Here is a 20,630-nt window from a genome sequence, read left to right as displayed (position 1 = left end):
GTTGCACGTGGTCTGTGTCAGCCTCCGAACGCAGGCAGTACCGCTGCCACGCTTTCGTTCTTCAGACTCACGTAGGCCGGCAGGCCGTCGACATAGGGCGGATAGTCTTCGCCCGCAATCAGCGGCTGCAGGTATCTCCGGCAGGCATCGGTAATGCTGAAGCCGTCGTCGGAAATGAAATCTCGCGGCATCATCTTTTCGTGGTTGACCACATCCGCCAGCTGCGCGACGCCGATTTCCCATTGGTAGGGACTGTCGGCGGTACGCACGATGGCCGGCATCACGGCATTGCGTCCTTCGAGCGCCAGCTCGACTGCACGGCGACCCAGCGCGTGCGCCTGGGCGGCATCGGTCGCCGACGCGATGTGGCGGCCGCTGCGCTGCAGGTAGTCGGGCAGCGCCCAGTGATACTTGTGACCGAGTTGCGCCTTGATCAATTCGGCCACCTGCTGGCCGACGCCACCCAGCTGGGCATGACCGAACGCGTCACGCGTGCCCGATTCGGCCAGCAGCTTGCCGTCGGGCCCACGCAGGCCTTCCGACACCGCGATGGCGCAGAACTGGTGTTCGCGCACGCAGGCATCGACGCGCGCCATGAAGGCGGCTTGATCAAAGGGAATTTCGGGGAACAGCAGCAGGTGCGGCGCGTCGCCCGCATTGCGCGCAGCCAGTCCGGCTGCCGCGGTGATCCAGCCGGCGTGCCGGCCCATCACTTCCATGACGAATATCTTCGTCGAGGTACGCGCCATCGACGCCACATCGAGACCGGCTTCCATCATCGACACGGCGACGTACTTCGCCACCGAACCGAAGCCGGGGCAGTTGTCGGTGCCGACCAGATCGTTGTCGACCGTCTTCGGTACACCGACGCACACCAGCGGGTAGTTCAGACGCTCGGCGATCTGCGACACCTTCCATGCGGTGTCCATCGAGTCGTTGCCGCCGTTGTACAGGAAGTAGCGGATGTCATGCGCGCGGAACACGTCGATCAGCCGCTCGTAATGGGCGCGGCTTTCGTCCAGCCCCTTCAGCTTGTAGCGGCACGAACCGAAGGCGCCGCCCGGCGTGTGACGCAAGGCGGCGATGGCCGAGTCGCTTTCGAACGACGTGTCGATCAGGTCTTCATGCAGTGCGCCGAGGATGCCGTTGCGTCCGGCAAACACCTTGCCGATGCGACCGCCCTGCTCGCGTGCCGCCTGGATGACACCGCAGGCGGTGGCGTTGATGACCGCGGTGACGCCACCGGACTGCGCGTAGAACAGGTTTGCGGCCATCAGTGTCAGCGCAGTGCCTCGAGTGCGCGCTTCATCACCTCGTCGACCGGACCGACGCCCGAGATGGCGCGGTACTGCGGTGCGCCCGGCTCGCCGCGCTGCGCCCAGCCGGAGTAGTAATCGACCAGCGGACGGGTCTGCGAGTGATACACCTCGAGACGCTTCTTCACCACTTCTTCGCGGTCGTCGTCGCGCTGAACCAGCGGCTCGCCGGTCACGTCATCGATGCCCTCCACCTTGGGCGGATTGAACACGACGTGATAGGTGCGGCCCGATGCCAGATGCGCACGGCGGCCGCTCATGCGGGTGATGATGTCCGAATCGGGTACCTGGATCTCCAGCACGAAGTCGATCGCCACCCTGGCCTGCTTCATCGCGTCGGCCTGCGGAATCGTGCGCGGGAAGCCGTCGAACATGTAGCCGGCCTTGCAGTCGTCGGCCAGCAGACGGTCCTTGACCAGTCCGATGATGAGGTCGTCCGACACCAGGCCGCCGGCATCCATCACCTTCTTGGCTTCGATGCCGAGCGGGGTGCCGGCCTTCACCGCGGCACGCAGCATGTCACCGGTCGAAATCTGCGGAATGCTGAAGCGTTCCTTGATGAAGGTGGCCTGAGTACCTTTGCCGGCGCCCGGCGGGCCCAGAAGAATGAGGCGCATGTCCGCTCCTGATGTGGTGTTGTTGTCGGGGTTGATGTGATGTCCGGATTCTTCTTCTGCAGGCCGCACCGGCTACGTTACCGTCCGGTGTCAGCGGGCGCGAACTTACCGCCAATGCGCGGCGCGGTCAAACCGCAGTGCGTCACGCAATGCCGTTCGCGAACAGCACACGCATGCGCGCCAGATCGTCTTCGGTGTCTACACCGGCGTGCGGCATGGCGACATTGCCGACAACGCGGATGCGGTGCCCGTGCCACAGCGCGCGCAGCTGTTCCAGCGCCTCGCACTGCTCGGCTGCCGCCGGCGAGAGACGGGCGTTCTTCTGCAGGAAGCGTACCCGGTAGGCGTAGATGCCGATGTGGCGCTGCGCATCCAGACCGGGCGGCAGCACGTCGCGCGTGACGGCAAAATCGTCGCGCGCCCACGGGATCGGTGCGCGCGAAAAGTACATCGCGCGGCCCTGGGCATCGCACACCACCTTCACCACGCCGGGACTGAAGAAATCAGCCGCCTCCGTGATGGCGCTGCTGGCGGTCGCGATCGAAGATTCCGGATCCTGATCGAGCGCCAGCGCGACGGCACGGATCAGGTCCGGATCGATCAGCGGTTCGTCGCCCTGCACATTGACCACCACGGTCGCGGGCGACCAGCCCATTTGCTCCGCGACTTCGGCGATGCGGTCGGTACCGGTCGGGTGGTCAGCGCGTGTCATCACCGCCTGGAAACCGTGGGCGCTGACCGCGGCGGCGATGCCTTCATGATCGGTCGCCACCACCAGCGCGTCGGCGCCGCTGCGCGCTGCCTGCTGCGCGACACGCACGACCATCGGCAGGCCACCGATGTCGAGCAGGGGCTTGCCGGGCAGGCGGGTCGAGGCGAAGCGGGCGGGAATCACCACCTTGAACATGATCGAAGCCTCAGATGGACGCCGTACCGCGACCCGGCGCCGTGTCGCGCAGGGCGGCCACTTCGTCCTCGGTCATTTCGCGCGCTTCGTCTTCCAGCATGACCGGAATGCCATCGCGTATCGGGTAGGCAAGGCGGCTCGCCTTGCACTGCAGCTCGTTGCGTGCACGGTCAAGCACCAGTGGTCCCTTGGTGAGCGGACAGACGAGAATCTCAAGTAGTCGGGGGTCCATGCTTCAGCTCCGCAAGGCGGTCGGATACCCGGCCCGCCAGATCAGGATCGAGGTGTGCCTCGACCGGCAATACCCACACAGGGGTGTCCGACAATCCGTGACATTTTACCGCGTCCTTCTCGGTCAGCAGCAAGGCATCGCAGTCCTGAAAAATCAGGTCCCGAGCCGAATACGCGTGATGATCCGGAAACGGATGCGCAACGAACACCAGTCCGAGCGTGCGCAGGTGGTCGAAGAAGCGCGCCGGCTCGCCGATGCCGGCCACGGCATGCAGGCGCAGACCCTGAAGGTCGGCGACACCTGCACTGTCTTCCGGATGACCAAGCCGGTGGAAGCGTTCGCCGCGCAGACGCATCGAAAAGCGCGGCGGGCCGGTCAGCGGTGTGTCCGGTGTGCCATTGAGCACCTGCGCAAACACCGCTGCCAGACGCGACGGTGGCTCGCGCAGCGGGCCGGCCGGCAGATGAAGTCCGTTCATGACACCGCGCCGGTCGAATACCGCGATCTCGATGTCGCGCGCCAGCGCGTAATGCTGCAGACCATCGTCGCACAGCACGACGTCGCACTGCGGATGGCGCGCGAGTGCCACGCGAGCGACCTCTGCACGGTGACGTCCGACCCATACCGGCACACCGCTGCGATGCGCCAGCAACAGCGCTTCGTCGCCGCACAGCGCCGGGTCATCCTCCGCCGCGACCTCGCGCACCCCTTGCACGGTCCCGCCGTAGCCGCGCGACACGATGACCGGACGGTGGCCGCGCGCGGTCAGGGCACGCGCCAGATAGAGGGTGAGCGGGGTCTTGCCGGCGCCGCCGGCGATGATGTTGCCGATGACCACTACCGGCACCGGCAGCCGGTCGGCGCGCAACACGCCCGCGCGGAAAGCGGCGCGGCGCAGCGCGGTGACCAGGCGGTACAGCAGCGACAGCGGCCACAGGAGCCAGGCCAGCCACCCACGCCGTTGCCACGCTTCGGGCAGCGCCCGCGCTGCGCTCATCGACCGGCCGGCGCGTCGGACTGGGTGGCGAAGGAAATGCCGGCGATGCCTGCTTTCTGTGCGGCCTGCATGACATCGATCGACGACTGCAGCCGTGCGTCGCGGTCGGACGAAATGATCACCACCGGATCTTCCTTGCCCGACGCAGCGCCCGCCAGCGCACTGCGCAGCCGCTCGATGTCACCTGCCGGCACCGGCTGACGATCGACAAGGATGTCGCCACGAGCCGTGATCATCACATTGATTTCGCGCGCCACCGGCTCGGCTTCCGGCGCCTGCGCGCTGGGCAGCGTGATTTCGAGGCCGGCCGTCTTCGAGTAGGTCGTGGTCACCATCAGGAAGATGAGGATGACCAGCAGCACGTCGATCAGCGGAATCAGGTTTATTTCCAGCTCTTCGCGTGCGCGTCCGCGTCGGAAATTCATCTGGGCGCCCTACTTTGCCGAACGCTCGCCGTGTACGACCTCGACCAGCTTGATCGCAAGCTGCTCCATCTCGACCACGAAGTCATCGACCAGACCGCGAAAGTAGCGGTGGAAGATCAGTGCAGGTATCGCCACCAGCAGACCGAAGCCGGTGTTGTAGAGCGCGATCGAAATGCCGCTCGCGAGCTGTTGCGGATTGCTGCCGGTCGCCGTCTGGGAACCGAAGATTTCGATCATGCCGACGACCGTCCCGAACAGCCCCATCAGCGGCGCGGCGGCGGCGATCGTGCCCAGGGTCGTCAGATAGCGCTCGAGGTGATGCACCACCGAACGCCCTTCTTCCTCGATTGCTTCCTTCATGATTTCGCGCGGGTTGCGCACGTTGCGCAGACCGGCCGCCAGCACGCGGCCGAGCGGCGAGTGGGCGGCAACGCGGCGTATCATGTCGGCGTTCGGCAGACCGCCCTTGAGATCGGCCAGCACGGAATCAAGTAGCGCCGGTGGCACCACCTTGCTGCGTCGCAGGCTCGCCAGACGTTCGAAAATCAGCGCCAGGGCAATGATGGACGCCGCGATCAGCGGCCAGATGGGCCAGCCGGCCGCCCGGATGATGTCAAACACGTGCGCTCCCCTCGTCAGCAAGCGGCGAACTGTAGCCTGCGACACCAGCCGGGGCAACCCTGACCCGATGTCGTTGCGCACCGCAGCATGCCGCCGGGCGGGGTTATCCACAGAACTTGTGGATAACCGTGTGGGTAGCGGCCGGACGACAGCGGGAAATCGCGGCCGGCACAGGCGTTTTTCTTGCAGCGATCAAAAATTAAGCTTCGATGACAGCGTGGTGAACGATGGTCACTGAATCACCGATGCCGGCCGGACCCGGCATGCCGGTATCCGAACTGGTGCGACGCGCCCGCCTGACGCTGGAGCGCAGCTTTCCGGTGCTGTGGGTCAGCGGCGAGCTGTCGGGCGTGACGCGCGCTGCGTCGGGGCACCTCTACTTTTCGCTGAAGGACGAACTGGCTCAGGTGCGCTGCGTCATGTTCCGCAACCGCAGCCAGCTGTTGCCGTTCGAAGTGCGCGCCGGCCTGCGCGTCGAGGTGCGCGCCCAGGTGTCGCTGTACGAGGCGCGCGGCGACTTTCAGCTGACCGTCGATGCAATGCGGCCGGCCGGCCAGGGTGCGCTGCACGACGCTTTTCTGCGGCTCAAGGCAAAGCTCGAACAGGAGGGCCTGTTCGACGCTGCGCGCAAGCGGCCGCTGCCGGCGTTGCCAGCCCGGCTGGCTGTGGTCACCTCATCGTCGGGTGCAGCACTGCGCGACGTGCTGATCACGCTGGCGCGGCGCGCCCGCCATATCGAGGTGACCGTGCTGCCCTGTCTCGTGCAGGGCGCAGAGGCGCCGCCGCAGATCGCCGCCGCCGTCACGCGGGCCGGGCGCCTTGGCTGCGACGCCCTGCTGCTGGTACGCGGCGGCGGATCGGCGGAAGACCTCGCCGCCTTCAATGACGAGGCGGTGGCACGCGCCATTGCAGCCAGCCCGGTTCCGGTAGTCACCGGCATCGGGCACGAAACGGATTTTTCGATTGCCGACTTCGTGGCGGACATCCGGGCCGCCACGCCGACCGCCGCCGCCGAACTGGTCAGCGCCGGCCATGTCGAGGCAGCTGCACGGCTGATCGGACTGGCGCAGCGGCTGGCCCGCGCCATGCGCGCCCGCGTCGAGCGGCGCGGCCAGCGGCTGGATGACCTGTCGTCGCGGCTGCACGCGCCGGCACGACAGCTGACGCGGGCAGGCGAACGGCTGCATGCGCTGCATGCGCGCATGCGCCGCGCCCGCGATGTCGGCCTGGCGCAGCAGCGCCGTCAAGCAGATGCCCTGGCCCAACGCCTGCACGACAGACGCCCCGATGTCGCGCGTCGTCAGGTCGCACTGCTGCGGCTGACCGAGCGACTTCGAACCTCGGCGCGCTGGCTGCTTGAAACCGCGCGCCACCGCAGCGGTCTCAACGCAGCCCAACTGGCGCAGCTCGACCCGGCGGCCGTGCTGGCGCGCGGCTTTTCCATCGTGCGCGACGGCGACGGCCGCATCGTTCGCGACGCGGCTGCGCTTTCAGCGGGACAAGGCCTTGAACTGCAGTTCGGACGCGGTGCGGCCGGCGTGACGGTCGATCGCGTCGACGTACAGGCTGCCGCCGATGAAACACCAGGACCCTGAGGGAGCCCTTCTGCCTGCAAGCTTTGCCTTGTGCTCGGACTTGGGCAACCCTAAACTCGCTTACCTGACTTTGAACCGACTCGACTGGGAGAGACCATGGAACACACGCTGCCCCCGCTGCCTTATGCACTCGACGCTCTGGCCCCGCACATTTCGCGCGAAACCCTCGAGTTTCATTACGGCAAGCATCACCAGACCTACGCCACCAACCTGAACAACCTGATCAAGGGCACCGAGTTCGAAAACCTCGATCTGGAAGCCATCGTCAAGAAGGCACCGGCCGGCGGCGTGTTCAACAACTCCGCACAGGTGTGGAACCACAGTTTCTTCTGGAGCAGCATGAAGCCTGCAGGCGGCGGTGCACCGACCGGCGCGCTGGCGGCAGCGATCGATGCCAAGTGGGGCAGCTTCGACGAATTCAAGAAGGCGTTCAAGGCATCTGCTGTCGGCAACTTCGGCTCCGGCTGGACCTGGCTGGTCAGAAAGCCGGACGGCTCGCTGGACATCGTCAACACCAGCGGCGCCGGCACGCCGCTCAATTCCGACGCCAAGCCGCTGTTGACGCTCGACGTGTGGGAACACGCCTACTACATCGACTACCGCAATCGCCGTCCGGACTTCGTCGATACCTTCCTCGCCAGCCTCGCCAACTGGGACTTCGCGGCGAAGAACTTCGCGGCCTGATCGCCCGCCGGAGTCCGCCTCCGGCATGCGACGCAGATGCGCGCTGCCTCATCCGGCCCTGGCCGGGCGGGACAGCGCGTTTTTCATGGTTTGACCGAACACTCCGAGGGGTAGCGACATGACGCAGTGGAGAACCGCCGGGCCGAACGAGGCCTTCACGCTGGAAGAGATCGACGCCCGCCTGAAGGGCGAACTGCCCAAGTGGTACTACGAGGACGGCTGGATACGCCGCAAGTACAAGACCAGCGGCTGGAAAGGCACGCTGATGGTCGTGAACACGGTCGGCCATCTGGCCGAAGCGGCCTTCCACCACCCGGATCTCGCGGTGTCCTACGCCTTCGTGATCGTCAAGCCGATGAACCACGAAGCCAAGGGCGTGACCGAGCGCGACTTCCAGCTGGCGAAGAAGATCGAAGAGGTCGTCATGTGGCAGCCGGCGCTGGCTGAAGGCTCGGCCCTGGCCGGCACGCCGGACGACCCGCGCTTCAAGTACATCAAGTACGACTGAGTGACCGGACCGGAACTGCGCGTCGAGCACCATGGTGCGATCGCCGATCTCGACGCGGCCCAGTGGGACGCGCTGACCGGCGGCCATGCCACGCTGTCGCACGCGCTGCTGGACGCCTTCGAAAGTTCGGGCTGCGTCACCGATGCATCCGGCTGGCAGCCGGACCACCTTTCGATCCACGAGGGCGGACGACTGATCGCCGCGCTGCCGGGTTACCGCAAGCTGCACAGCTATGGCGAGTACGTGTTCGACTGGTCATGGGCCGAGGCGCTTGAACGGACCGGCCGCCCCTACTACCCCAAGCTGCTGAGTGCCATTCCATTCACTCCGGTACCCGGCCCGCGGCTGCTGGCACGCGATGCGCCGGCGCGCACCGCGCTGCTCGACGCCTGGCTGGCCCATGCGCGTGACAGCGGCGTGTCGTCCGCCCACCTGCTGTTCCCGGATGCTGAATCATTGGCCGCGCTCGGGAACACGTCGCTGCTGCTGCGCCAGTCGGTGCAGTTCCACTGGACCAACGCGGGCTACGACAGCTACGAAACTTTCCTGTCATCGCTGGCGCGCGACAAGCGGAAGAAAATCCGCCAGGAGCGGCGCCGTGTGGCCGATGCAGGCATCATGCTGCGGCGCATCGACGGACCGGACATCCGCGACGCCGAGCTCGCGCTGTTCTTCAAGTGCTACTGCAACACCTATCGTGTGCGCGGCCAGCGCCCGTATCTGAACTTCCGCTTTTTCGAATTGCTGCGGGAACGTGTGCCGCACGCGCTGATGCTGGTCGTGGCCAGTGCAGGCGGGCACGACATCGCCTGCGCATTGAACCTGCGCGACGACAGGCGGCTGTACGGTCGTTACTGGGGCGAGCTCGAACATCTGCCCTGCCTGCACTTCGAGGCCTGCTACCACCAGGGGATCGAATACGCGATCGAGCGCAAGCTCGAGGTGTTCGAAGGCGGCGCCCAGGGCGAGCACAAGATGGCACGCGGCTTCGTGCCGGAAACGACCTGGTCGGCGCACTGGCTGCGCGACGCCGATTTTTCCGACGCTGTGGCGCGCTATCTGGAGCGGGAACGCGCCGGCATGGCGATGCACATTGACGAACTGGAAGAGCGCACGCCTTACCGGCAGACGGCTCAGGCGCTGACGACAGCAGATCGCGCACCGGGCGCGATCGATGTCGACAGTCCGTGAGCGAACGCCGAAAGGTCAGAACGCCGGCTTGTCGGCGGCTTTCTGGTAGGCCTCGACGCCCGACATGATTTCGCGCTTGGCATCTTCGATGTCGCCCCAGCCCTGAACCTTGACGAACTTGCCGGGTTCCAGATCCTTGTAGTGCTCGAAGAAGTGCGAAATCTGGTCCAGCAGGATCTGCGGCAGGTCGCGCGGGCTCTGCACCGAGCGGTACATCGGCGTGAGCTTGTCCACCGGCACGGCCAGCAGCTTGGCATCTTCGCCGGCTTCGTCGACCATTTTCAGCATGCCGATCGGACGGCAGCGAACCACCACGCCCGGCGGCAGCGCGAACTGCGCCAGCACGAGCACGTCGACCGGGTCGCCGTCACCAGCGATGGTATGCGGGATGTAGCCGTAATTGCACGGGTAGTGCATCGCAGTCGACATGAAGCGATCGACGAAGACGGCGCCGGAATCCTTGTCCACTTCGTACTTGACCGGGTCCGAATGCATCGGGATTTCGATGACCACGTTGAAATCGTTGGGCAGATCCTTGCCCGACGGAACTCGTTCCAGACCCATGTCTCGCTCCTTTTGAAAAGCCCGCGATTATAGCGATTGTTGCGGCGCAACAGAAGATGTATCCCGCGACACGATGTCCAGTGTCACATGGGCCAGCGTCGCCATGGCACCCAGTTCATGCCGCAGGCGGTCGACATCCAGCTCCGGCGACCCGGCGAGCGTCAGCAGCAACGCATGGCGACCGGGGGCAAGCAGCCACAGGTGCAGGTCGAGCGCGCGTACGCCGTGTCGTGCGAGGCAGGCGTGGATGTCGTGCAGCAGGTGACTGTCGATCTGACGGTCGAGCAGCACGCCGGCACTGTCGCCGGCCAGTCGCCAGGCCCAGCGCAGGATGAGCACGCCGCCGAGCGCCGCCATGACCGGGTCGAGCCAGGCAATGCCGGCCCACTTGCCGGCGATCAGCGCCACGATGGCGGCGACTGACGTGATCGCGTCAGCCAGCACGTGAACATAGGCGGCGCGCAGATTCTGGTCGGCGTGCCCGTTCGCATGTTCGTGCGCGTGCTCGTCTCCGTCATGGTCATGGTCATTGCCGTGCAACAGCCATGCGCTGAGCAGATTGACGATCAACCCCAGCACAGCGACCGCGAGCGCTTCGTCGTAATGGATGTCTTGCGGCGCCTGCAGCCGCGACGCCGCCTCGTACAGCATGGCCAGCGCGACGCCTGCGAGCAGCAGGCTGGACGAATAGGCCGCCAGATAGGACACCTTGCCCGGGCCGAAGCTGTAATGCGCCTGCCCGGCATGCCTGCGCATATACACGTACGCAAATGCGCTGATGCCCATTGCTGCCACGTGTGTCGCCATGTGCCAACCGTCGGCCAGCAGCGCCATCGATCCCGTCAGATGGCCGGCGACGATTTCCGTCAGCATGGCGATCGCACTCAGCCACAGCACATGGCCGACCGCCTTTTCAGCCTGACGTTGCGCCCGCAGGAAGTCGGGCTGATGTACAGGGCAGGACGGCGCTTGCGTGTCCTGTGCGTCGCGTGGAGGTATGTTCATCGGGCAATTGTAGGGTGCGACGCTTACGCTGTGACGTCACGCTGCCGCAAAGGCAGCCCGCGGAGACAAGCGTGCCGCACGAACCTGTCGGCCGCTGGTGTCGACAACCCGCGCAGCGAACACTTGACACCGGCTCGGGCTTCTGTATTAATACGAACCATTCTCATTATTATTTGTTTGTTGGCACATGAATACGCCTGCACTGCCGCTGCCGCAGACACCCGCCAACGCTCCCGCCGCGTCACCCACTCCGTCGCCAACACTTGATTCGGCGCAGTTGCTGGGTGGCCGCAAACAGGTCGCCATCAATCACGGTGGCGAACTTTACTCATTGCGCCTGACGCGCAATGGCAAATTGATACTCACCAAATAGAGTCGCCATGTACATCTGTCTGTGCGAACCGGTCACCGACCGGGATATCAAGGCTGCGGTCAGCACCGGTTGCCGCACTGTGCGTGACGTGGCCGGACAGCTCGGCTGCTGCCGGGATTGCGGCAAATGTGTGCGCGCCGCAAAGGAAGTGATCGACGAAGCCCGGGCTGATCTGCGGGCACTCGTCGCGCACGCGCAGCTGGCGTCGGGCTGCGCCGCCTGAAATTGATGCTGTGCAACACAAGCGTTCGTGTGGCCTAGAATACGGTCAGGCGTCACGCCAGTGACACCGCCTGAACAGGAGACGGCACATGAAGGGCGACAAGAAGGTTCTGCAGTATCTGAACAAGCAGCTGGTGAATGAACTGACGGCGATCAACCAGTATTTCCTGCACGCGAAGATGTACAAGAGCTGGGGCCTGAAGCAGCTTGGCGACCATGAGCACCACGAGTCGATCGAGGAAATGAAGCATGCAGATGCGTTGATCGAACGCATCCTGCTGCTCGAAGGCCTGCCCAACCTGCAGGATCTGCACAAGCTGCTGATCGGCGAGAACGTGCCGGAAATGCTCGGCTGTGACCTGAAAATCGAGCACATCTCGCACACGACGCTGAAGGAAGCAATCGCCTGCAGCGAAACCGCGGGCGACTATGTCTCACGTGACCTGTTCCGTTCGATCCTGGCGGACACCGAAGAACATATCGACTGGCTGGAAACCCAGATTGACCTGATCGACAAGATGGGACTGCAGAATTACACGCAGGCCGCGATGGGAGAAATCGGCAGCTGAGCTGCCGGTCGGGGCAGGACCGGCAGTCGGGTGCCGGCCGTCCCCTCACCGTCACGACCATGGCCCTCACCCGAAGTTGAAGTAGCACGGATGTTCCTTCCCACACTGCCTGCCGTGACGTTTCCCTCCTTCCCATCGACGCGCCGCGTCCACCTGTCGTCATCGGTATGGGCGCCATGAGCAGCGCGGCGCTGGCAGGCGGAGCCGGAACCCTGCCACCGCAGTTTCCACCCGTCTTCCGCCTTCCGGTCACTGCGGATACCCAACCGGGGCGTTGGTCAGGGCCGCCCGATGCCGGCGCGCTGGCGCGCATCTTTTCGCTCGGCACGGTACTGCTGCTGCATGGCCTTGCGCTGTTCTGGCTGATGCATGTCCAGCTGCCGCTGCCCAGCGCGCCCACCACGGTCATGCTGGCGACACTGATTGCGCCCGAACCGCTGCCGATGGCAGATATCGAGCCGGCGCGCGAGCAGCCGAAGGTGGAGCCCGAGCCACCGAAGCCGGTCACCAAACCGGTGCCCCGACGCAAGGAAGTCGTCTTGCCGAAGCTGACAGCGGCGGCCGATGCGCCCAGCGCGGAGAGTGCGCCGGTACAGGAGCCTGCACCGCCGGAACCGGTTGCGATCGACGCCATACCCGCAACCGCGCCAGCGCCTGCCGCGGTCACGGCAGCTCCTGTCGCCGCGCCGCCACCAACACTGGAACCGCCCCGCTTCGACGCTGCCTACCTGTCGAACCCGAAACCGGCCTACCCGATGCTGTCGCGCCGCGCCGGCGAAGAAGGTCGGGTGATGCTGCGGGTGATGGTCGAGGCAAACGGCATGCCGTCGAAGGTCGATATCGAAAAGTCGAGCGGATTCCCCCGACTCGACGAGGCCGCGCTGGACGCGGTGAAGAAATGGAAGTTCGTGCCGGCACGACGCGGTACCGAAGCCGTCGCCGAATCAGTCGTGGTCCCGCTCAGCTTCAGACTGCCGCGATGATTTGACCGGCACGACCGCTGGCGTACACTGCGCAGCGATCCTTTTTTGCACTATGGCTTTGATCTGGCTTCACATGGAGAGTCTTGATGAATGAATCACTGGGTTTTGCGCACTTCCTGTCGAATGCGGATGCTGTCGCAATCACCATCGTCGTGCTGATGGCGCTTGCGTCAATCGGGACCTGGTTCCTGATCGTGCTCAAGGGCATCGTTGCGCTGCGTCAGCGCAGTGCCAGCAGCCAGTTCATGGATCGCTTCTGGAACGCTTCGTCGCTGGAAGACGTGGCGCGCGACATGCGGTCCAACGGCGTCACCGATCCGTTCTCGCATCTTGTACATGAGGGGTTCAGCGCCGTCGAAACGCTGCGCAATGGCAAGGCGGGCGCGCGCGGCCTGATCGCCACCGGCAGTGCCGACGAATTCCTGACCCGTGCGCTGAAGCGTTCGATCGAGCGCGACCGCAGCCGCATGGAGTACGGCCAGACCTTCCTTGCATCGGTCGCATCGAGCGCGCCGTTCATCGGCCTGCTCGGCACCGTATGGGGCATCTACCACGCGCTGCTGGCGATCGGCATGTCCGGTCAGGGCACGCTGGACAAGGTGGCCGGGCCGGTCGGCGAGGCGCTGATCATGACTGCCATCGGTCTGGCCACCGCCATCCCGGCGGCGCTGGCATTCAACTTCTTTGCACGTTCGACGCGCAATGTGATGGCGGAGCTGAACAGCTTCGCGCACGACGTGTTCGTCATGTTGTCCACCGGCATCAAGGACGTCGGCACGAATGACCCGAAAGCCACCGGCGACCGCGTGCTGTCACTGGTCGAGCACGGCCGCGACGCTGCGCGTCCGGCGCACTGAGCGGGAGCAGACAGATGGCCTTCGCAAGCTTCGAACAGGACGACGACGGACCGATGGCGGAAATCAACATGATTCCGTTGATCGACGTGATGCTGGTGCTGCTGATCATCTTCATGGTGACCGCGCCGCTTTTGACCCATGCGGTGAAGGTCGATCTGCCGAAAGAATCGACCGCCGCGAACGAACTGCCGCCAGAGAACATCCAGATCGCGATCGGTGCCGACGAGCAGCTGTTCTGGTCGGGCGAGAAGATCGACAAGGAAACGCTGAAGGTGAAGCTGCAGGAAGCGGCCGCGCGCGACAAGACCGCGGAGATTCAGCTGCGCGCCGACCAGAACGTGCCCTACCGCTCGGTGGCACACGTCATGAGCGAGGCAGCACGGCTCGGGCTGACCCGCATTGGCTTCGTGACGGATCCTTCCACCGCGAAGTAAGGCGCCCCGGCTCCCCAAAAGACCGCCCTGACCGGCGGTTTTTTTTCGTCCTGACCGTCCGGCTGCCGACACATTCCTTCACCGGCTGCGCGCGCAGCGACGCTTGACACGCCACACCCTGCGTGTTTGAATGCGAATCATTCCTATTCATCACTGAACAGGACATGCGCCAGCCTGCTGCCCCGGCAGCCATCCGCCAGCCACCCCGTGCCCCGCACGCCCAGACCGCCGGAGGAAGCAGGTATGACGACCGAACACAGTGCCACTGGCGACGCCAGTCCGAACATGCTGGCGGCTGCCACGCTGTTCGTCATGACCCGGTTTGCGGAACGCCCGTGCCCGGAAGTTGCGCAGATGGTGATCCGCCATCTCGAAGTCGTGGCCGAGGACGAGCGCGCCGATCCGCTGATGCGTGAGGTGTGCGACGCGCTCATTGGCCGCTGGAGCCTGCATGCCGTCGGCGATGCAGGCCTGCGCGCCGCCCACTGATCCGGAGAACCCCGAAGATGTCCCGCTACACCGGCCCCCGCCTGCGCGTGCTGCGCGCACTCGGCACCGACCTGCCCGGTCTGACCCGGAAGAACATCGAAAACCGCACCTCGCCGCCCGGCCAGCATGGCGCGCGCCCGAACCGCCGCAAGTCGGAATTCGGCGCCCAGCTGATGGAAAAGCAGAAGCTGCGCTACAACTACGGTCTCAACGAAACCCAGTTGCGCAGCGTGTTCCGCGAAGCCGAACGTTCGAAGCTGCCGACCGGCGAAAAACTGGTCGAACTGCTGGAGCGGCGGATCGACAACATCGTGTTCCGCGGCGGTCTGGCGCCGACGATTCCGGCGGCACGCCAGCTGGTACGCCACAAGCACGTGCTGCTCAACGGACGGCGGGTGAACATTCCGTCGATCCGGCTGCGTGTCGGCGACACCATCACGCTGACCGACAAGGGCCGCACCGTCCAGAGCGTGGTCGATGCGCTGCAGACACCGCCGCTCGAACGGGCTGACTGGCTCGTCTTCGACGCGGCGACGCTGAGCCTGCGCCTCGCCCATCTTCCACCGGGCGATGCCACACCCTTTGCGTTCGAAGCACAGAAGGTGGTCGAGTTCTACGCCCTGCGCGTCTGATCACACACTGGTAAGCGGTCGATCGGGTGCCCTGCGCCGATCTGCCTGCCCCTTTTGCTTCGCTGCTGTTTTTCCACTTTCCCCCGCCCGCGCCGCGGCCGGGGCTGCCAGCCAGATCCGCTCACGCGATCCAGCCAGTCACGCTTCTTCAGGAGACGCTGACATGTCGCTGTTCGCATCATCGATCTGCATCGCCGGTTCGCTTCACTGCCCTGCCGCAACCAGGCGCGTCTCCTGTCAATGGCCGCGCAACCGCGCCGGCTCCACGTCTTCAACCCGCTTCGAGAGGTCAATCATGATCACGTCACTTCTGCCCCGTGCAGTAATCAGCGCCGCCGCGCTGCTGTCGTTTGCCGTCGCCGGTCAGGCAGTCGCCGCCACCGCGCATGAATCGTTCAGCTCACCGGCCGATTCGGTCGCCAGCGACGGTTTCAACAACCTGACTGCGGGCCGCATCACGGCCGCCCAACTGAGCGCGGGCCTGGCCGCCAATGTCGACGGCAGCGCCGGCGACACGATCTTCCGCAAGATGTCGGGTGGCGCCTACCCGGCATCGGCCGGCCTGTACCAGTTCAGCGGTGCCGGCTCGACCTTCGAAATGGCGGTTGCCGACGCCGCCGACGGCCTGACCAGCATCGTGTTCCAGAGCTACATCAACATCAGCCGCGGCGCCAATGGCGTCGACGGGCTGTTCGAAACCGGTTACGCGCCCCGCCTGAGCTACAACAACGGCACGCAGTTCCTGACCGCGTCGCTGGTCGAGACGGAAAACCTCAGCTACACCGACTTCTTCACCGGTCAGGTCGTGGCGTCCGACCCGAACAACCCGAACCACGCCACCTTCACGTGGAATCTCGCGGCGCTGGGCGTCACTGTGCCGGTCGACAGCTTCCGCATCACCTTCGGCACCGACACCCACTCGCAGACCGAAGCCTTCCAGCTGGACCAGCTGGTCGCGGCACCGGTGCCGGAACCGGAAACGTGGGCCCTGATGCTGGGCGGCCTCGGGCTGATCACGCTGAGCGCACATCGCCGCATCAACAAGGGCTGATTGCCGCCCACCGCCGGACGATCAGGTCCGGCGGTCCACCCTGCGGTGCGCGCGGCGCACCGCATCCGTTGCAGACTTCCCGTGACACCCCAGCCCTCCACAGCCGCAAGGCATCCTCTCCGCCGCTCCGCCTGCTGGCCTGCAGCCGGACTGTGCGCATTCGCCTGCCTCGCCGCCTCGGCGGCCGGAGCACAAGGCACGCACACGCCTGACCGCGTCGCGCCGGTGCAGGACACTCAAGCGCGTACACCACCAGAGCCACTGCCCGGCGCGCAGGACCTCGGCGAGGCGATCGACACCGACGCGACCGTGCTGCCCGAAGTCGAGGTGACCGACGAACGCGAGCTGCAGCGCCCGGTCGAGATCGAACTGCCGCCGGACCGCCCGGTCACGGTCATCAATGCCGCCGCGATCGAGCGGCGTCAGGCCAGCACCATTTTCGACATCCTGAAGGACATCCCGGGTGTGGCGGTCGATGGCGGACCGCGCGCCAGCGGCATGAAATTCAATCTGCGCGGCTTCTCCGACAACGAGGACGTGCTGTTCAAGGTCGACGGCGCGGTCAAGGGCTTCGAGAAGTACCGCTTCGGCAGCGGCGTGTTCATCGAGCCGGAACTGCTGAAGGCGCTGCAGGTCGAGCGCGGCCCGTCGGTCACCGCCGGGTCCGGCGCGCTCGGCGGCACCGTATCGGCCACCACCAAGTCGGCGTCCGATTTCCTGAAGCCGGGCCAGACCTTCGGCAGCGAAGTGAAGTACGGCTACAACTGGAACAGTCACGAACGGCTGCGCATGGTGACCATCTATGGCCGGCCGAACGCCCACCTCGACCTCATCGTGTCGGTCGCCCGGCGCGATTCCGATGACTTCCGCCTGCCCGACGGCGAGCGCCTCGACCTGACCGCCACGTCGTCGGAAAGCCGCTTCGTCAAGGCGAGCTTCTACGCCACCGACGATCTGGTGATCGAACTGAGCCAGACGCGCTACACCGGCGGGCCTGAGCGCGCACCGTACGACGCGACGGCGAGCGGCTCCGGCGGCTTCGGCATCGTCCAGCGCAGCATCGACGACACCACGACCAATCTGTCGCTGCGCTATCTGCCACCCGATTCCTGGATCGCACTGCGCGGCACGCTGGCCTACGAAACGACCGAACTGGCCGACCTGCACCTGATCGGCCAGAGCCGCATCTGCGTGTCACCGTCACCACTGCTGCCGGCCGCCTTCCGGGTCGACCGCTGCAACGACGACTGGCGCTATGCCATCTGGACCGGCGAACTGTTCAATGACCTGCGCTACACGCTGGCCGAGCTGCGCGGCGTGCTGACCGTGGGTTACCAGGGCATCCGCAACAGCCGCGACATCGTGCGCGTGACGTCGAACGCCAACACCAATGCGAACAACCATCCCGGCGGTTTCAACGAAGCACAGCCGCCCGGCGACAAGGTTTCCGACGCGCTGATCGTCGAGAACGCGATGACCTACGGCGCTTTCACGCTGACGCCGGGCGCGCGCATCGACCGCTACCACGTGAGCGCCGAAGGCCAGACGCGCACCAACATGATTGCCGCCGGCCAGTCGCCCGACCTGCGCTTCGTCAAGGTGTCGCCGGCACTGGCGCTGACCTGGCGCATTCCGGCCAGCGATGTGTCGCTGACCGCACGCTACAACGAAGCCTTCCGGCCGCCACTGGTCGATGAGTACTTTGCACGCGGCGGTTTCGCCAGCCGCTGCGCGAAGACCACCGGCAATCCGCTGGCGCCCGGCAATCTGGTCAACGACGCGAATCCGCTCTACGACCCATCGGGTATCGGTCTTCCGTACGACCCGTCGCTCGATCTGGCGCCGGGAAACGAAATCTGCGGTGGTCTCGATCGGCCGCAGGAATCGTCCAACCACGAACTGACGATCGCCTGGTCGCCGCAGCCGGCGAGCGCCGCCGACGGGCGCTGGCAGGCGCGCGCGACCTGGTACGACATCCACACCCGCCATCTGCTGCAATCGATCTCGAACGTGGGCGGCCGGGTCGCCCAGCCGGGTCGCGAACGGCGCACCGGCACCGAACTGGAAGTCTCCTACGACGGCCTGCGCAGCTTCGCCACGCTCGCCTGGTCGCAGATCGACGGCCGCATCACGAACCCGGTCGCCGGCACGGATTACGCGATCTACGGCGTGCCGGGCGACACGCTCAGCGCCAGTGCCGGCGTGCGCGGCTTCGAGGGACGCGTCGAAGCAGGTGTGCGCATGCGCGACATCGGCGAACGGCGCGCCAGTGCCGGCACCGAACCCACGGTGTGCTCGCGCCCCGGCACGCTGTTCATCGACGGCGTCGGGCGCATCGGCACCCAGTTCGGTGCGCGGGTGTTCGATCTGTTCGCCAGCTGGCGCGTCACGCCGGACGCCTTGCTGCGGCTCAACATCGACAACCTGACCGACGAGGTGTACTGCCTGCAGGACGGCTTCGCCGGCGCAGTCGGCGTGCAGGCGCCGGGCCGCAGCGCGAAGCTGTCGCTGACGCTGCGCTTCTGAACGTGCCGATGGCTTTTCGGGACACAAACCGGAACTGTTTTTCATATTCCGACTGCCGTGCGAGCCTGACAGAATCCGCGCGCGCACCGACATTTCATCAACGTGACGTTTCAGCCATGGACAGTCCGGTGCACCGTTACTGGACACCCTCCCAAACGACCAACCGGAGAATTGCGCAGTTTTCCTTTGCCGCCCGTGTCCTGCAGCGGATCGCCTGATATGGCGCGGGATTTGCTGATTCAACCGTTGTGTACGCAGGCCTGCAAATGCGACGCACACGAACCATTGCACATGATCCACACGTCGCGCCACGACATCCGCACATGCCACATTCATCCGATCCCGAATGCTCGCTCCACCGTACCGGTCATATTCGGGCTGTCTCGCTGACCGCCAGCGTTGACGCCGTCATGCTCATCATCCGGCTGTCAGCGCGCTACGGCCCGCTGATGTTCCGCCACGGTGCGATGGCCGAAAGCGTGCAACCGCTGTGCCGGCCCATCGGCTCGATCGCGCTCGGCGAGTCCGACGTGAAGCTGGGCGAAATCGCCGGCTGCGAATACTGGATCGACGCATCGACTTTTGCGCGGCTGGGCGAAGGCGCGTATCTCCTCGATGTCCTCAACCCCTCGGTCACGCCGCACGGCACGCCCGCGCTGACCGACCGCTTCGTGTTGCGTCCGCAGGCAGGCTGACGCCCCGCACTGCGCGCGAGCAGCTCATGCCCGCTTCCTCTGCAGCGCGATTCGCTTGACACCGAACTGAGAATCATTATTATTTGATCGGGTTCAACACAGCGCGGCCCAGCCGCGCCGGACATTCCGGTCACCATGCACGACGCCATGTCAGGTCTGAACGCTTCGTCGTCGGACGCCCTGAAATCCCGCCTTGCCGGCCTGCTCGACGAGCTGATCCGGCATGACGGCTTCGGGTCGCTCAGCGTGGAAGTGCGCCTGCTCAAGCGTGGGCAGAAGGAAGTGATCATCGATTGCGGCAAGCAGTACCGCTACGTGATCGATTTCGCCGCCGGCTGAACCGGAACCGTTCGTGCAGCACCGTCCGGCGGCGCGGGGCCGCGGACTCACATCATCAGAAACAACACCTGAGCAGTCGCCTTCGCGGGGAAGGGATGCATGGCTCTGAACGAGGCCCATCATGTCTTTCCGTCGTCTGTGCTCGACCGGCGCGCTGTGCGTGCTGTCTTCTTCTTCCGTTTTCGCCGCCGGTGCGGTCTGGGATACCCCGCTCGCCGGTTTCGACGGCAACGGCGCCACCTCCGCCACGCCCTGGGCCAGCGCTGACATCTATGCCGAATGGAATGTATTCGACAGCACCAGCCTTGACGCCACCCCCGACATCGCCGGCAGCGGCTCGCTGAGCCAGACCCATCCGGCCGCCGGATCCTTCCTGACCGGCAGCGGCAACCTGTACAGCAGCGGCGGCGCTGCGAACTTCATCGTCGATCTCGCCGCCCCGGCCGCCGGCACCTACGACGTGTGGCTGCGCATCGCCACCCAGGGCACGGCGGCCAACGAAATCGCAACGCTCAATGGCGTCGCCGCCGGCAAGGTCGTGTCGTTCAGCGCTGCGCTGGGCGGTTTCGGTGGCAGCGAGGAAGAGGCCTGGTGGCGCTGGACGGTCACCGACCCGCTCGCGCTGCAGTTCGCCTTCGCCAGCCCGGCCGCCCACCTGAGCCTCGACCAGCTGGCCGTGCTCGCGGCACCGGTGCCCGAACCCGCCACCTGGCTGTCGCTGCTGGCCGGCCTCGGCCTGCTTGGCGCCCTCGCCCGCCGCAGCGCCTGATGCGCCGCCCCGCCCACCCCGAGCCGGAG

The 20,630-nt window shown here is 65.7% G+C and carries 26 protein-coding genes; 17 read left to right on the top strand and 9 right to left on the bottom strand.

Features of this window, described 5'->3' with window-relative positions:
* Nucleotides 1–17: 17 nt before the first annotated feature.
* The 7 genes from NMQ14_RS07945 to NMQ14_RS07915 form a co-directional block, all read right to left on the bottom strand.
* Nucleotides 18–1,274 carry a 6-phosphofructokinase gene (locus NMQ14_RS07945; RefSeq protein ID WP_257094997.1) on the bottom strand — a complete coding sequence of 419 codons (1,257 nt, stop codon included), beginning with the start codon at nucleotides 1,272–1,274 and terminating at the stop codon, nucleotides 18–20.
* A 5-nt stretch (nucleotides 1,275–1,279) separates the two neighbouring features.
* Nucleotides 1,280–1,933: an adenylate kinase gene (adk, locus tag NMQ14_RS07940; RefSeq protein ID WP_257094995.1), complete on the bottom strand. Its 654-nt coding sequence runs from the start codon at nucleotides 1,931–1,933 to the stop codon at nucleotides 1,280–1,282.
* A gap of 142 nt (nucleotides 1,934–2,075) precedes the next feature.
* Nucleotides 2,076–2,840, bottom strand: a complete 765-nt coding sequence (gene kdsB, locus NMQ14_RS07935; RefSeq protein WP_257094992.1) for a 3-deoxy-manno-octulosonate cytidylyltransferase — start codon at nucleotides 2,838–2,840, stop codon at nucleotides 2,076–2,078.
* 10 nt (nucleotides 2,841–2,850) lie between these two features.
* Nucleotides 2,851–3,072, bottom strand: coding sequence for a Trm112 family protein (locus tag NMQ14_RS07930; protein ID WP_257094991.1), 222 nt, complete (start codon nucleotides 3,070–3,072; stop codon nucleotides 2,851–2,853).
* Nucleotides 3,053–4,069, bottom strand: coding sequence for a tetraacyldisaccharide 4'-kinase (lpxK, locus tag NMQ14_RS07925; protein ID WP_257094988.1), 1,017 nt, complete (start codon nucleotides 4,067–4,069; stop codon nucleotides 3,053–3,055). The genes NMQ14_RS07930 and lpxK overlap by 20 nt, the downstream gene beginning before the upstream one ends.
* Nucleotides 4,066–4,494 (bottom strand): biopolymer transporter ExbD, encoded by a 429-nt coding sequence (locus tag NMQ14_RS07920; protein WP_257094987.1) that lies wholly within the window; start codon nucleotides 4,492–4,494, stop codon nucleotides 4,066–4,068. Before NMQ14_RS07920 ends, lpxK begins: the two co-directional genes overlap by 4 nt.
* A 9-nt stretch (nucleotides 4,495–4,503) precedes the next feature.
* The gene (locus NMQ14_RS07915; RefSeq protein ID WP_257078772.1) at nucleotides 4,504–5,115 is read right to left on the bottom strand and encodes a MotA/TolQ/ExbB proton channel family protein; all 612 of its coding nucleotides are present in this window, start codon (nucleotides 5,113–5,115) and stop codon (nucleotides 4,504–4,506) included.
* Nucleotides 5,116–5,360: 245 nt separating this feature from the next.
* Between NMQ14_RS07915 and xseA the strand changes: the two genes are divergently transcribed.
* From xseA to NMQ14_RS07895, 4 genes are all read left to right on the top strand, one after another.
* Nucleotides 5,361–6,710 carry an exodeoxyribonuclease VII large subunit gene (xseA, locus tag NMQ14_RS07910; protein WP_257094985.1) on the top strand — a complete coding sequence of 450 codons (1,350 nt, stop codon included), beginning with the start codon at nucleotides 5,361–5,363 and terminating at the stop codon, nucleotides 6,708–6,710.
* Between the two features lie 96 nt (nucleotides 6,711–6,806).
* Nucleotides 6,807–7,394 carry a superoxide dismutase gene (locus tag NMQ14_RS07905; protein ID WP_257078774.1) on the top strand — a complete coding sequence of 196 codons (588 nt, stop codon included), beginning with the start codon at nucleotides 6,807–6,809 and terminating at the stop codon, nucleotides 7,392–7,394.
* Between the two features lie 118 nt (nucleotides 7,395–7,512).
* The gene (locus NMQ14_RS07900; protein WP_257094983.1) at nucleotides 7,513–7,902 is read left to right on the top strand and encodes a 4a-hydroxytetrahydrobiopterin dehydratase; all 390 of its coding nucleotides are present in this window, start codon (nucleotides 7,513–7,515) and stop codon (nucleotides 7,900–7,902) included.
* Nucleotides 7,903–9,093, top strand: coding sequence for a GNAT family N-acetyltransferase (locus tag NMQ14_RS07895; protein WP_257094981.1), 1,191 nt, complete (start codon nucleotides 7,903–7,905; stop codon nucleotides 9,091–9,093). It begins immediately after the preceding gene.
* A gap of 15 nt (nucleotides 9,094–9,108) precedes the next feature.
* Here the strand turns inward: NMQ14_RS07895 and ppa are convergent, their stop codons facing one another.
* Both ppa and dmeF read right to left on the bottom strand, forming a co-directional pair.
* Nucleotides 9,109–9,657, bottom strand: a complete 549-nt coding sequence (ppa, locus tag NMQ14_RS07890) for an inorganic diphosphatase (protein WP_257094979.1) — start codon at nucleotides 9,655–9,657, stop codon at nucleotides 9,109–9,111.
* Between the two features lie 27 nt (nucleotides 9,658–9,684).
* A complete protein-coding gene (gene dmeF, locus NMQ14_RS07885; RefSeq protein ID WP_257094977.1) occupies nucleotides 9,685–10,662 on the bottom strand; it encodes a CDF family Co(II)/Ni(II) efflux transporter DmeF in 978 nt (325 codons plus the stop codon).
* 187 nt (nucleotides 10,663–10,849) lie between these two features.
* Here dmeF and hemP point away from each other — a divergent pair, with 187 nt between their 5' ends.
* From hemP to NMQ14_RS07820, 13 genes are all read left to right on the top strand, one after another.
* Nucleotides 10,850–11,035, top strand: coding sequence for a hemin uptake protein HemP (gene hemP / locus NMQ14_RS07880; RefSeq protein ID WP_069040110.1), 186 nt, complete (start codon nucleotides 10,850–10,852; stop codon nucleotides 11,033–11,035).
* 7 nt (nucleotides 11,036–11,042) lie between these two features.
* On the top strand, nucleotides 11,043–11,258 hold the full coding sequence (locus NMQ14_RS07875; protein ID WP_257094972.1) for a (2Fe-2S)-binding protein: 216 nt from the start codon (nucleotides 11,043–11,045) through the stop codon (nucleotides 11,256–11,258).
* A gap of 88 nt (nucleotides 11,259–11,346) precedes the next feature.
* Nucleotides 11,347–11,826: a bacterioferritin gene (gene bfr / locus NMQ14_RS07870; RefSeq protein WP_257094970.1), complete on the top strand. Its 480-nt coding sequence runs from the start codon at nucleotides 11,347–11,349 to the stop codon at nucleotides 11,824–11,826.
* Between the two features lie 176 nt (nucleotides 11,827–12,002).
* Nucleotides 12,003–12,809 (top strand): energy transducer TonB, encoded by an 807-nt coding sequence (locus NMQ14_RS07865; RefSeq protein WP_257094968.1) that lies wholly within the window; start codon nucleotides 12,003–12,005, stop codon nucleotides 12,807–12,809.
* An 86-nt stretch (nucleotides 12,810–12,895) separates the two neighbouring features.
* Nucleotides 12,896–13,666, top strand: a complete 771-nt coding sequence (locus NMQ14_RS07860; RefSeq protein ID WP_069040107.1) for a MotA/TolQ/ExbB proton channel family protein — start codon at nucleotides 12,896–12,898, stop codon at nucleotides 13,664–13,666.
* A gap of 14 nt (nucleotides 13,667–13,680) precedes the next feature.
* Nucleotides 13,681–14,100 (top strand): biopolymer transporter ExbD, encoded by a 420-nt coding sequence (locus tag NMQ14_RS07855; RefSeq protein ID WP_257094966.1) that lies wholly within the window; start codon nucleotides 13,681–13,683, stop codon nucleotides 14,098–14,100.
* A gap of 243 nt (nucleotides 14,101–14,343) precedes the next feature.
* A complete protein-coding gene (locus tag NMQ14_RS07850; RefSeq protein ID WP_257094964.1) occupies nucleotides 14,344–14,589 on the top strand; it encodes a hypothetical protein in 246 nt (81 codons plus the stop codon).
* 17 nt (nucleotides 14,590–14,606) lie between these two features.
* Nucleotides 14,607–15,221 (top strand): 30S ribosomal protein S4, encoded by a 615-nt coding sequence (gene rpsD / locus NMQ14_RS07845; protein ID WP_257094962.1) that lies wholly within the window; start codon nucleotides 14,607–14,609, stop codon nucleotides 15,219–15,221.
* 295 nt (nucleotides 15,222–15,516) lie between these two features.
* Entirely contained in the window at nucleotides 15,517–16,272 is a 756-nt protein-coding gene (locus tag NMQ14_RS07840; protein WP_257094960.1) for a PEP-CTERM sorting domain-containing protein, read from the top strand.
* A gap of 225 nt (nucleotides 16,273–16,497) precedes the next feature.
* The gene (locus tag NMQ14_RS07835; RefSeq protein ID WP_257094958.1) at nucleotides 16,498–18,798 is read left to right on the top strand and encodes a TonB-dependent receptor domain-containing protein; all 2,301 of its coding nucleotides are present in this window, start codon (nucleotides 16,498–16,500) and stop codon (nucleotides 18,796–18,798) included.
* Between the two features lie 410 nt (nucleotides 18,799–19,208).
* On the top strand, nucleotides 19,209–19,493 hold the full coding sequence (locus NMQ14_RS07830) for a DUF779 domain-containing protein (protein WP_257094956.1): 285 nt from the start codon (nucleotides 19,209–19,211) through the stop codon (nucleotides 19,491–19,493).
* 147 nt (nucleotides 19,494–19,640) lie between these two features.
* A complete protein-coding gene (locus NMQ14_RS07825; protein ID WP_306441147.1) occupies nucleotides 19,641–19,832 on the top strand; it encodes a hypothetical protein in 192 nt (63 codons plus the stop codon).
* Between the two features lie 121 nt (nucleotides 19,833–19,953).
* Entirely contained in the window at nucleotides 19,954–20,601 is a 648-nt protein-coding gene (locus NMQ14_RS07820; protein WP_257094953.1) for a PEP-CTERM sorting domain-containing protein, read from the top strand.
* Nucleotides 20,602–20,630: the final 29 nt, after the last annotated feature.

Source organism: Methyloversatilis sp. XJ19-13, from assembly GCF_024580155.1.
In the GTDB taxonomy this organism is placed as follows: Bacteria; Pseudomonadota; Gammaproteobacteria; order Burkholderiales; family Rhodocyclaceae; genus Methyloversatilis.
The sequence above is the reverse complement of the archived record's forward strand: the minus strand, read 5'-3'. Positions and strand labels throughout refer to the sequence as shown.